General features: G+C 41.9%; 10 protein-coding genes, 1 rRNA gene, 1 pseudogene and 1 riboswitch. Of the genes and pseudogenes, 10 read left to right on the top strand and 2 right to left on the bottom strand.

Annotation, left to right across the window (positions count from 1 at the left end):
- The first annotated feature begins 689 nt into the window (after window positions 1-689).
- The 3 genes from IEW26_RS30495 (at window position 690) to IEW26_RS30490 (ending at window position 3,260) form a co-directional block, all read left to right on the top strand.
- Entirely contained in the window at window positions 690-866 is a 177-nt protein-coding gene (locus IEW26_RS30495; RefSeq protein ID WP_229730068.1) for a hypothetical protein, read from the top strand.
- A 309-nt stretch (window positions 867-1,175) separates the two neighbouring features.
- Window positions 1,176-2,714, top strand: a complete 1,539-nt coding sequence (gene guaA / locus IEW26_RS27025; protein WP_111272866.1) for a glutamine-hydrolyzing GMP synthase — start codon at window positions 1,176-1,178, stop codon at window positions 2,712-2,714.
- A gap of 273 nt (window positions 2,715-2,987) precedes the next feature.
- Window positions 2,988-3,260 (top strand): site-specific integrase, encoded by a 273-nt coding sequence (locus IEW26_RS30490; RefSeq protein WP_229730067.1) that lies wholly within the window; start codon window positions 2,988-2,990, stop codon window positions 3,258-3,260.
- A gap of 558 nt (window positions 3,261-3,818) precedes the next feature.
- Here IEW26_RS30490 and IEW26_RS27015 read toward each other — a convergent pair.
- Entirely contained in the window at window positions 3,819-4,370 is a 552-nt protein-coding gene (locus IEW26_RS27015) for a hypothetical protein (protein WP_188594646.1), read from the bottom strand.
- Between the two features lie 225 nt (window positions 4,371-4,595).
- Between IEW26_RS27015 and IEW26_RS27010 the strand changes: the two genes are divergently transcribed.
- The 5 genes and pseudogenes from IEW26_RS27010 (at window position 4,596) to IEW26_RS26990 (ending at window position 8,730) form a co-directional block, all read left to right on the top strand.
- Window positions 4,596-5,108, top strand: coding sequence for a toll/interleukin-1 receptor domain-containing protein (locus tag IEW26_RS27010; RefSeq protein WP_153784307.1), 513 nt, complete (start codon window positions 4,596-4,598; stop codon window positions 5,106-5,108).
- Between the two features lie 11 nt (window positions 5,109-5,119).
- Window positions 5,120-6,574, top strand: coding sequence for an SIR2 family protein (locus IEW26_RS27005; RefSeq protein WP_188594645.1), 1,455 nt, complete (start codon window positions 5,120-5,122; stop codon window positions 6,572-6,574).
- Window positions 6,575-6,592: 18 nt separating this feature from the next.
- Window positions 6,593-7,225, top strand: coding sequence for a TIR domain-containing protein (locus tag IEW26_RS27000; protein ID WP_188594644.1), 633 nt, complete (start codon window positions 6,593-6,595; stop codon window positions 7,223-7,225).
- A 160-nt stretch (window positions 7,226-7,385) separates the two neighbouring features.
- Window positions 7,386-7,574, top strand: a pseudogene (locus tag IEW26_RS26995) (GMP synthase (glutamine-hydrolyzing)); the annotation flags it as partial.
- Between the two features lie 502 nt (window positions 7,575-8,076).
- Window positions 8,077-8,730: a GntR family transcriptional regulator gene (locus IEW26_RS26990; protein ID WP_188594643.1), complete on the top strand. Its 654-nt coding sequence runs from the start codon at window positions 8,077-8,079 to the stop codon at window positions 8,728-8,730.
- A gap of 128 nt (window positions 8,731-8,858) precedes the next feature.
- Here the strand turns inward: IEW26_RS26990 and IEW26_RS26985 are convergent, their stop codons facing one another.
- Window positions 8,859-9,623 carry an SDR family NAD(P)-dependent oxidoreductase gene (locus IEW26_RS26985; protein WP_188594642.1) on the bottom strand — a complete coding sequence of 255 codons (765 nt, stop codon included), beginning with the start codon at window positions 9,621-9,623 and terminating at the stop codon, window positions 8,859-8,861.
- 310 nt (window positions 9,624-9,933) lie between these two features.
- Window positions 9,934-10,034, top strand: a riboswitch (purine riboswitch).
- Between the two features lie 180 nt (window positions 10,035-10,214).
- Between IEW26_RS26985 and IEW26_RS26980 the strand changes: the two genes are divergently transcribed.
- Together IEW26_RS26980 and IEW26_RS26975 are read left to right on the top strand one after the other, a co-directional pair.
- Window positions 10,215-11,591, top strand: a complete 1,377-nt coding sequence (locus tag IEW26_RS26980) for an NCS2 family permease (protein ID WP_145406286.1) — start codon at window positions 10,215-10,217, stop codon at window positions 11,589-11,591.
- 748 nt (window positions 11,592-12,339) lie between these two features.
- A 16S ribosomal RNA gene (locus IEW26_RS26975) occupies window positions 12,340-12,535 on the top strand; the annotation flags it as partial.

Here is a 12,535-nt window from a genome sequence, read left to right as displayed (position 1 = left end):
ACAGGCTGCCCCAACCCCAACCCCAACCCCAACCCAGAACCAGAACCAGAACCAGAACCAGAACCAGAACCCAAACCCAAACCCAAACCCAAACCCAAACCCAAACCCAAACCCAAACCCAAACTACACCGTTCTAACATGTCTGAAAGAGAAGGGGCCTGCCTCATACTTTTACAGCCTGCAGGTGGAGGGTGGCACAGAAAGTTGGAACATATGTTGAATTTTAACGAGTGGGTAGAGCTTGTGCAGGAAAGGTTCAAGAGTTTGGGCCTTATTACGGTTAACGATTCCTAGTGACGCTATTTAACTCTTTTTGGACATGCTGCAGACGTAACGATTCCCAGAAACCTTATTTACTTGAAATGCCGTGTTTTTAGCCCAAAATGGTGAGTTTTCGTTCCAATAGCGTTTCTACGATTCGTTAGATTTTCAAACCCCGTCAAAAGGTAGAAATAAGGTTGTTTGGGATCGTTAGCGTGTTATACGTGAGCGCAGTATAGAGGTAAAGCGCGGGGGTAAAACACGGAATATCCCTCCATTTCATGTGGCTTAGAACTGAAGCTCGTTACAACGCTTGCGGGAAGAAGCACTCAGTTTATTTCGTCAAACGGGTGCATTTCCCGCACATGATAGCAATCAGTGCATGTTCGTCAAACTGGTGCATCTCCCGGCACATGATGCGTTGCTTCATGACAAGGGAAGTGAGCGGCGATTTGCACAACTGCCTTGGAGGTAAAAGCAGCTTGCCTGGTTACTTTGCGAAAGTCCTTCGCATGATTTGTTTTCACATCCACCCTGGAGGTGGTACGTATCACTTTGATTTTGCGCATCCAACGGATGAGATCGGTGCTTTTATCGGATTATAAGAGGGATGCAAGGACGGATGTGTAAAATGGATATCGAGACGGATGTGCAAAGGGAATATCGATATCGAGATCGAGATGAAAGTCAGGGACCAAAGTGAGAGGGTATCATAGGACATGAGAGTCGGAGCAAATGTGCATAGTCCATTGAACATATTTGCAGCTTATACACGGGGCTCGGGGATTATCAAGGGTTGTCGTCCTATGTCACATCTGCTCGTTCCTTGCCCGAAAAATGGAGTTTCGTCTTTCCTTGACGGTAGGTTTTGTCGTTGCGTATAATTAGTTTCATTAATTGAGGGAGGCACGGTAATGAATAAGCAGAATGAAATTGTGGTTGTCCTTGACTTTGGAGGCCAATACAACCAGTTAATCGCCAGAAGAATCCGGGATCTTGGCGTATACAGCGAGCTTTTGCCGTATAACACACCAGCGGAGAAAATTGCGGAGCTTGCACCAAAAGGGATTGTATTCTCCGGCGGCCCATCCAGCGTATATGCTGAAAATGCACCACACGTTGATCCGGGTGTTTATGACCTGGGCTTGCCAATCTTCGGCATTTGTTATGGAATGCAGCTGATGGCTCAACAGCTTGACGGTAAAGTAGAGCGCTCCGAGAAGCGTGAATATGGTAAAGCTGATCTGGCGTTTGCTGAAGGTGCTGTACTGGCTAAAGGCATTGAAGGCGAACATACCGTATGGATGAGTCATGGTGACCACGTTGTTACATTGCCTCCGGGCTTCAAACTGGATGCAGGCACGGAAAGTGCGCCAATCGCTGCAATGAGCAATGACGAGCGCAAATTGTATGCAGTTCAGTTCCACCCGGAAGTACGTCACTCTGTTCGCGGTAACGATATGATTCGTAACTTCCTGTTTGAAATCTGCGGTTGCGAAGGCAACTGGACGATGGAAACATTCATTGATGATACGATTAGAGATATTCGTGAAAAAGTGGGCGACGGCAAAGTGCTGTGTGCTCTCAGCGGCGGGGTGGATTCCTCCGTTGTTGCGGCATTGCTGCATAAAGCAATCGGGGATCAGCTGACATGTATGTTCATCGACCATGGTCTGCTGCGTAAAGGCGAAGCAGAGAGTGTTATGGAGACATTTGTTGGCAAATTCGATATGAAGGTTGTCAAAATCGATGCCAAAGAACGCTTCATGTCCAAACTAGCTGGCGTGGATGATCCAGAGCAAAAACGTAAAATTATCGGTAACGAGTTTATTTACGTATTTGATGAAGAGTCCAAGCAGTTCGATGATTTTGAATTCCTGGCGCAAGGTACGCTGTATACAGACATCGTAGAGAGTGGTACAGCTACAGCACAGACGATCAAATCCCACCACAACGTGGGCGGTCTGCCAGAAGACATGAACTTCAAGCTAATCGAACCTTTGAACACACTGTTCAAGGACGAAGTGCGTAAAGTAGGTACGGAATGCGGCTTGCCGGACGAAATTGTACACCGTCAGCCTTTCCCTGGTCCGGGTCTTGCGATCCGTGTGCTTGGCGAAGTAACGGAAGAGAAGCTGAAAATCGTGCGTGATTCCGACTACATCCTGCGTGAAGAAATTGCCAAAGCCGGTCTTGACCGCGAAATCTGGCAATACTTTACAGCCCTGCCTAACATGAAGAGTGTTGGTGTTATGGGTGACGCACGTACGTATTCCTACACAGTAGGTATTCGTGCTGTAACATCCATCGATGGCATGACGGCCGACTGGGCACGTATCCCTTGGGATGTACTGGAGAAAATCTCCGTACGGATCGTTAACGAAGTAGACAACGTAAACCGTATCGTCTATGACGTAACTTCCAAACCACCTGCAACTATTGAGTGGGAGTGAATTGGATTGAAATGATGTAGCCAAATGCCGGAAATCCTTGATACATAAGGATTTTCGGTGTTAGCTACATAATGATTTCCAGTTGACGTGCAACTATAGAGTGCTAAAAATCACTCTCTTTTATCTGCGTTGTTCAGCAAATAGAAGGGAGTATTTTTTATGACTAAAATTAAGGAATTGCTTCAGGATTTCAGGCTCAATCAAGAGATTTTGGGTCGTGTGAAGAAGTATGTTGATTTGTGGATGTTCCGCTTATAACGTTGGGAAAGGTTAATGGAGAAAGAATTAGGGATTGTAGAAGTGGAGGATGTAAGTCAGCTTCACATCAAAAAGTATATTCAGGAGCGGCAACGTTTAGGGCGTGAAGTCAACCGAACATTGAATAACAACCTTGCGACCCTGAAGGTATTTTTCCAGTACATTGTTAACGAAGAATTTATCGACGAGCAAAGTAATCCGAAGCGCCGTATTAGGAATCTCAAGGAAGAGAAGACCGTTATTGTTACATTCAACGACGAAAAGTGTCGCGGATTATCAATGACCTGAAAGAAGAGACTTATTCCAATGTCAGGGACAAGCTGATTCTCATTATGCTCTTCGATACAGGGGTTAATGGAATTGATGTCTACAGCCTAGTCGCCTGAGGGGCATTTCGATACACAGATCACTTCAAAATATTTAAGGGGCTTGAGCAGGAGGACATCCTGAATATTGGACGGCTAAATAGTCCGCTGAACGGGTTGAAGATCAAACGCGGGAGGTTAATGCAAAAATCTTGTTTTTCCGCTTGTCTACTACACAATCGAGCCAACCCCATACCACTAAACTCTCTTGTCGCTTTGTACAAAGCGTTCAGAGGGCGTTTGTCCGACATTAGTTTATGGAGCGCAGGGACGCTCAAATGTCCCCACTTTGCGTTGCATTCATGACATTGTAATGCAGGGTAAGCAGTTGGCGTTTAATTTTTACTGTTGTTTCGTTCGTCATTTCCGGTTATCCTCCCTGATGATATGCCTTCAGTAAATCGGCTGCTCGCAGCATAAATGCTTGGTACGCTTGCTCCTGTTTGATTTGCTGTTCGGATTTGTTTTTGGTTTTCATTGCTTAAATCCACTCCTCGAAAGTGAGTATGGTTTGAATGAATGGCTTAATGTCGTCATAGGTTTTAGGATTCGATGAAGAGAGCTGTTGCATATCGGTAGTGAAGGTTGACAGTTGCTCCTCATTGAACAACTCGACTCTGGTAGACGGTGCTATACAGCCGATCAAGTCCTCTTGGCCGGAACGAATTGCGACTGCTTTGGTATTGAACACGATGCAGGGTTTCAAAGAATCAGCATCAATTTCAATGCGGTTAAAAAAATCCCGATTCACATTCAGTCGTTTGATATATTTACCAAGCTCGAATTTTGTCTTCACAAAATCCCGCTGCTTCACCGTTTCGCCGTGTACCGCATTAATTTTCCTTCCCGTAAACTCCTTAAAGGTAAACTTGCCGACATAGGGGATGGCAATCTCGTTCGTCTGGTTGACCACTTCTTTGAAAATGAGGGATACGTTGGCGCGAAGGATTCGGGCAATATCATGTTCACTCACGGCAAAGCTCAGTAAATTGAACAGATGGTTTGACCTTTCGTTAACACTTAGTCTTTGCATGAAGTGCACCCCATAAAAGAATGTATTTTTACATACTTTTATTTTAATCCTTAATCTATATGGAGTCAGTTTTAGCACTATTTATGGACCAAGAGAATCAAATGTCGTAATACTTTTGCCCTTTTCAAAGATAAGGTGATTAGCGATAATAGAATTGTAATGACTTTCCAATGAACAATATCATTTGAGTAAGTATAGCCAACAGTCGAAAAGAGGAGGATTTCTATGTCGTACCTAACATTCAATAAGTTGAACAATATGTCTCAGTCGATTCAAAAGTCTCTTAATGAAAATTACCAATTCAGTACTTCAAATACGGTTTTCTTGTCCCATCGTCATGATGACGAGCAGGAAGTAAAACAGGCAGTAGGTTTTTTGGCGCAATTCGGCCAAAGAACTTATGTTGACTGGCTTGACCATAGTATGCCTAGCCAAACATCGTCTGAGACGGCCCAGAAGCTGAAACAAAGAATCAACCGCTCTAATAAATTTGTACTGCTGGCGACACCAGGGAGTATTCGATCAATTTGGATACCATGGGAGCTTGGGCTAGCCGATGGTGTAAAGGGTCTAAATAAAATTGCAATTCTTCCGCTTGTGAAAAATGAAGGAACATGGGACGAGCGAGAATACTATGGAATCTACAACTATATTGAACAATCATATGATGGCAACTGGTATGTTATAAAACAAGGGGAATCACGAGGGGTTCATTTAGCCAATTGGTTTGAATCTTGAATTTGAGGAGGATGAAACTGGTGAGCAAAGAAATAGCGGAGTTTCTGAAAACTTTTAAAACTGCTATTGAGGAGTCTAATGCGGCTGTATTTGCGGGCGCAGGATTGTCTAAACCTGCGGGATTTGTGAACTGGAAGGAACTGCTTCGAGATATCGCTGAAGAAATTAATTTAAATATTGATAAAGAAAGTGACCTTATAGCAGTAGCGCAGTACCATGTTAATGAGAACGGTGGAAATAGAGGGAAAATAAATCAAGCATTAATTGACGAATTTACAAAGGATGCCGAAATCACCGAAAATCATAAAATTTTAGCAAGGCTGCCTATAGATACATATTGGACAACCAACTATGATGATCTAATCGAGGAAGCCTTGAAGATTGAAGGAAAAAGAATCGACTCGAAAATAACGACCGAAAACCTAGCGGTAACAAAACCGAATAGTGATGCCAAGATTTATAAAATGCATGGGGATATTTCATTGCCTCATGAAGCCGTTTTAACTAAAGATGATTATGAAAATTACAACAACAAGCGGCAGTTATTTACAACGGCTCTTCAAGGAGACCTCGTTTCAAAAACAATGTTGTTTATTGGATTTAGTTTTGATGATCCCAACTTGGAATATATTTTGAGTCGTATAAGAATCCTATTGGGTCAGAATCAACGCACACATTATTGTTTTATGAAGCAAGTGCAACGAGGTGATTTCAAGGAAGAGTCGGACTTTTTATATGCTGAGATAAAGCAGAAGTTAAAAGTGAATGATCTGAAAAGATATAGCATTAAAGTGCTATTGGTAAATCAATATGAGGATATAACGGCCATACTCAAGGAAGTGGAACAGCAATATAAGAGAAGAAATTTATTTATTTCCGGTAGTGCCTCTGACTATGGAAATTGGGGAGAGCAGCGCTGCTTAGAGTTCGCGAGCAACCTCAGTAAAGCGGTAATCAAAAACGGGAACAATATTGTAACTGGTTTTGGTCTTGGAGTCGGCAGTTGTGTAATCTCGGGTGCGCTGGAGGAAATCTATAAAACGAGAAGTCAGCGGGTAGAAGAACGTCTGATTTCGAGACCTTTTCCTCAAAATACTACTGGTCAAATCCCTATAAAGGAATTATGGACTAAACACAGAAATAACATGATTCAAAACGTTGGGATTTCCGTCTTCATGTTTGGCAATAAAATCGATGGTTCAACAGGTGCTGTAATAGAAGCAAATGGCATGATTGAAGAGTTTGAAATAAGCGTGAATCACGGCGTAATACCTATTCCCATTGGTGCGACGGACTTTACTGCTAAAAAAATATGGGAGACTGTTTTTAATGATTTTGACCGGTATGTTCCAGATGCTGAGCTGAAAGATAAATATCAATTGCTGGGCGATGTGAATCAGACTGACGAAGCATTGATTAACACTGTAATTGAAATTGTGAATATGCTTGAAAAAAGAAAAAAGTAATAGCAGGGGGTGTGATACATGGCACGAAAGACATTTGTTTCGTACAAATACAGTGAAGCGAAGGGAACGAGAGATCGAATTATCAAAGCACTTGGTGATGATGCTCGTTTTTATCAAGGGGAAACCAGTGCTTCGCCTGACTTGACAGATAGAAAGACGGATACAATCAAAAATCATTTAAAAAAAATGATTTTTGATACTTCTGTTACTATTGTTGTTATATCCCCGAATATAAAGCTGAGTAAATGGATTGATTGGGAACTTGAATATTCTCTCAAGAATACTACTAGAGAAGACCGTACCTCGGGAAGTAATGGAATTGTAGGTGTAATTCAGGAGGTCAATGGAAGTACTAATTGGATTGAAAAATATATAACTACATCGGATGGTTGCCGGTATAGGTACCTAGATAAAGATTTGATGTACGAAATAATCAACAACAATAGATTTAACCGCAAAGACCCGGAATTTACATGTCCACAATGTGAGACTGTAAATAGTTTAGAAGGATCGTATATAGCTTTAATCAACGAAAAGGATTTTTTGTCCGAACCCGAAAAATATATTGAAAATGCTTATGAGAAAAGTAAGCGAATAAATGAATTTAACATCACCAAGACTGTAAAAAAAGATTTATTTTCGTTCTGGTGAACCTCTTTGACATGAAGAACATTTTGTAAGTATACAGCCGCATCTGCCTCGTCATATGACGAGGATTTTCATCTAAATAGCTATTGAAATTGGTCATTTCACCCGCTACAATTGAAATACCGAACAACGTGGAAAATGAATAGTAATTAACTCTATAATACGCACCTACTCCTACACTGTAGGTATTCGCGCCGTGACTTCCATCGATGGTATGACTGCCGACTGGGCACGTATCCCTTGGGACGTATTGGAGAAAATCTCTGTACGTATCGTTAACGAAGTAGACAACGTAAACCGTATTGTCTATGACGTAACCTCCATACCACCTGCAACGATCGAGTGGGAGTAGGGAGTTAAAGTTTTATTGTCATTAATCAATTTAAAGTTAGATAGTAAAAAACTCTCTTTATCTGCGTTGTTTTGCAGATAAAAGAGAGTTTTTTATTGCATCTGATTCAGCTTCCGACCAAACCTATAGTTCCGGAACCAACTACAAGCACTGTGCGAACCAGCGACCAGAAGGCACAACTACAGGACGTGTAGCAACCGAGATGTAGATCCGGAGGACGGTTGATTGAAAATAATGAGGCATACGTTCAAATATAAAGCTACTTTAAAGGTACAGATCCAGCCTATAATCCGAAGTTCATATTACAGTTAAATCTGGAAACATTGTTTGCATAAAGCTGGCAGTGTTTTTTATATACGCATAAAAACGACTGACCATAGATCATGTGCACACCAATGTGTTGGATGAAATTTGACGTGATCCAATTTTCTACCTATAGTATTAAGCAAAGAATAAGCTTTTGAATTCATTGTTATATGTGGAAGGGATAGCAAAATAGACGATGGAAAATTTCAATTTTTCTTCAATGATTAAAGGTAACAAGGATTCGTTGCCTGATCAGATCGCTAATTTTATTTTTAAAAAAATATTTACTAGAGAGCTGCCTCAAGGAACTCGACTAATTGAATCCAATATCGCCAAAGAATTGAATGTGAGTAATATTCCTGTTCGAGAAGCGTTCTACATTTTGCTCAATACTGGTGTGTTAGAGAAGCTTCCTAGAAAAGGAGTAAGAGTAAAATCAATCTCCTCGAAAGAGTTGCATGATTACACCGATGCCTTAATTGATTTGTTTGCCTTGGCTGTGGATTATTCTATGTCGAAATGGGATGACAACAAGCGCAACAACCTGAAGCAGTATTATCAGGAAACAAACGAACAATTAGAACGAGAAAATCTGCTTGAATATATTGTGAAGTTGCATCGACTATGTGGTTATGTATTTGAAGTTGCTGATAATAAAGCTTTTATAAAATTTTATTACGACATTACCTTTATTACCAACGCATATTCTCAAATTATGTGGGGAGAAATTGAAAAAACCAGAAAACGTAATAGTTACGTGGGCGACATGGTGGATGCTTTATTAAACTCAAACTTTGAGCTAGCCAAAAAAACGTTTGATGTTCTGACAAGAGAATCCCTAAGTCTCTAGTATAGGGTACTGACGATATGTGTCATTAATAAGGTGCATGCTACCAACATACAGTTGCTTACTACGAAAAAAGAGGAGATTCCATTCCAACATATGTTGAAATGGGATATCCTCTTTTTGATTTGATGTTAGTTGGCCATTACGCCGCCATCGACAGGAAGTTCAATACCTGTGATGAATTTGGATTCATCTGAGGCGAGAAACAAAGCAGCATATGCGACATCACTTGGATCACCGAAATGACCCAGCGGAGTTTTATTAAGGTAGTACTGTTTGCTTTCCTTAGCTTCTTCCGTTTCAAGTACAGCAGACATTGGCGTCTTGATTTGGCCTGGTAAAATAACATTCGCCCTTACATTATCTTTACCGTAATCTACAGCAATATTTCTGGTTAAACCACTCAGACCAGCTTTGGCAGCGGCGTATCCAGTGCCACCTTGTCCCCCAAGTGCAGCTGCGATTGAAGAGATCGTTACGATAGAACCCCCACCAGCTTTGAGCATCTCAGGAATAGAATACTTACTGCCCAGGAATGCGCCCTTGAGGTTAATCGCCAGAAGTTTATCCCATTCATCGGGATCATGTTCGGCTGCTTTTGCTATAAATGGTCCGGCAACCCCTGCGGTATTTACTAATACATTCACTTTACCGTACGTTTCGACTGCTGTTTTGACTGTGGACTGCCAATCTTCGGGGGATGAAATATTCAGTTTGACACCGATCGCCTCACCACCAGCAGCTTTAATTTCAGCAATAACGTTTTGAAGTCCTTCCGTATTCATATCGCCACCGATTACTTTTGCACCTTCTTTGGCAAATAAACGAGCTTGCTCGGCACCCATACCACTACCTGCTCCAGTAATAATAGCCACTTTCCCTGATAAACGATTCATGTGTATTCCTCCATTTTAAATGAAATATTATAAATTATATATAATATATAATAACACCGCTTTCAGAGAAATGTAATAGAAAGGTTTTTCATATATTACATTCTCAGGTGATTAGGTGAATTTATACAGTTTTTCTTCTATTCTCGCTAACGAGAACCTATCACGAACCTCCTAAATTTATTGGGTGGTAAATCGCTGTAATGGTTTGATTTGTTAAATAATACGAACGTTGTTTGGAGGTTTTGAATATAACATTCGTTTTTATCGTTGACAAAATAGAAGCCCGCTCCTAAAATGGTGATGGGAAACAAACAAATAGCGCATACTAATTCGTATAATCCTGGGGATATGGCCCGGGAGTCTCTACGAGATCACCCTAATGATCTGGCTACGAAGAGGAGCAGGCTAAGCACATGAATTCTACATGACTGCGGTGGAACATCACCCGCGCACATTAGAATTTTTTTTGTTCTTGGTTCACAGGCAATGTGCCTGCTTCTGGTCAAGCTGAACTCTGGGGAAAATACTTCTCAGGGTCATTTGTCGTTTTTCAATATAGCTTCAACATCTCTAAGGAGGAGTTAGTGAATTATGGATCGTTTCTTTAAACTCAAAGAAAACGGAACAAATGTTAGAACGGAGATTGTTGCGGGTCTGACTACCTTTATGACAATGGCTTACATTCTTTTTGTAAACACATTGTTCCTGGGTTCAGCTGGAGCGGGTATGTCCGACAATGCAGTATTCTTTGCAACAGCCGTTGGTGCCGGATTAATGACTATTATTATGGGGTTGTTCGTAAACGTTCCGATCGCACTCGCTCCGGGTATGGGATTGAATGCATACTTTATGACTGTGGTTCTGAGTTCCAATGGTGCAATTAGCTGGCAGGCGGCACTCGGTGCTGTATTCCTTTCCGGTATCGTATTCATTATTCTGACGGTAACCCGAGTTCGTCAAATGCTGCTCGTCGCAGTTCCGCAATCCATTAAAATGGCGATAACCGTAGGTATCGGTCTGTTTATTACTATCATCGGCTTCAAACTCGCCAACCTTGTGGCAGTAACTGTTAATGTTGCACCTGATGCAGATTTGAGCCAGCCGATTCCAGGCAGCAGCTTTAATCTGTCCCTCGGCAACTTTATAACACATCATGACGCACTACTGGCTTTGATTGGTTTGCTTCTGATCGCGATCCTTATGGTTATGCGTGTAAAAGGTGCTTTGTTGATCGGGATCGTAGCTACAACACTGATCGGTATTCCGATGGGGGTAACGAATCTGAGTGGCCTGTCCAGCGCAAGCTGGCTGCCTAACTTCAGCGATCTGGCTGTTGGACAGCTTGATCTGAAAGGCGCCATCAGCCTTGGATTGTTCGAAATTATTTTCATTTTCACATTCGTTGAGTTGTTTGATACGTTCGGTACGATGGTTGGTACGGCGACACGTATGGGCATCATGAAGGATAAAGCCAAAGGTGAGAAAACAATTGGTAAAGCCATGCTCGTCGATGCAGTCGGCGTCAGCGCAGGTGCGGCACTGGGTACAAGTACGATTACAGCTTATGTTGAAAGTGCTTCTGGTGTAGAAGCTGGCGGACGTACAGGCTTGACCTCGGTAACAACAGGTCTGCTGTTCATTCTGGCTTTGTTTATTGCACCGCTCGCATTGGTTGTTCCCTCTGCTGCAACAGCACCGGCATTGATCATTGTGGGTGTGCTTATGATGAGTCAGGTTCGCAGCATTGAGTGGGATGACTTTCTTCAAGCTTTCCCTGCATTTCTTACAATTGTACTGATGCCATTTACAGGCGGGATTGCAAACGGGATTTCCGCAGGTATCGTATCCTACGTCATTCTGGCCGTGTTCAGCAACCTCGTTACAGAGCGCAAAGTAAAAATACACTGGCTAATGTGGGTACTGGCTATTATCGTCGTTTGCCGTTACGTATTTATTGGCGGAGAGTAAGTGGAGGCATAACTTAGATCGACTGGATTGACTGATCGCATTAATAATGCAAGCGGAGCTTCGATACGATATCGAGGTTCCGCTTTTTTATTTCTTCTATTATAAAGTGTTCCTGTGCGAAAAAAACAAAGAGCTACAATCCAGATACATCGTTTCATCTATATATGGGAATATACGTTGAGAAAATAGAAGGGGCTAAGCTTGCCGAGCAAGCAGCGCAACAGATATTCAAGAGATAACTTCAGTAACAGTTAATCAATAAAGACACACAGTTTGAAAACAACCTTTTGTGCGATATAAGTTTCAAGATGACCCATCACGTTGTTGTGATGCTGTTAATAGTCTAACGTATTACATTGGTTCTTTTCATTTAGATCGCTTTTAATATTTCAAAAAAAGGACTTGTATTCTAAATCTGTACATGGTATATTCTAATTCCGGCCAAGAAAACACGGTTTACACGGTGCGGCAAGCAGCTTACAAAAGAGCTTCCAAAGAAGCTTGAAAAAAAGAGCTTGCAAAGTTGGTTCGGATATGATAAGATATAAAAGTTGCTGAAACGAACTAGTTTCGGTAACGGAGAAAAGTTTGATCTTTGAAAACTGAACAACGAGTGAGTAATCATTCTGCTTGCAGAATGAACGTGAAGGTTTTTGGTGCAAGCCATCTGGCTGTATGAAAACTGGAACAACAATGAGATTTATAATCTCGTCAGATTCAAAATGAGCTTATCGCTCTTTTCAATACTTTATTGGAGAGTTTGATCCTGGCTCAGGACGAACGCTGGCGGCATGCCTAATACATGCAAGTCGAGCGGAGTGGATAGGAAGCTTGCTTCCTTGATACTTAGCGGCGGACGGGTGAGTAACACGTAGGCAACCTGCCCTCAAGCTTGGGACAACTACCGGAAACGGTAGCTAATACCGAATACTTGTTTTCTTCGC

This window comes from Paenibacillus silvae, from assembly GCF_014639235.1.
Lineage (GTDB): Bacteria > Bacillota > Bacilli > Paenibacillales > Paenibacillaceae > Paenibacillus > Paenibacillus silvae.
This window is presented reverse-complemented; position numbering and strand designations above follow the sequence as displayed.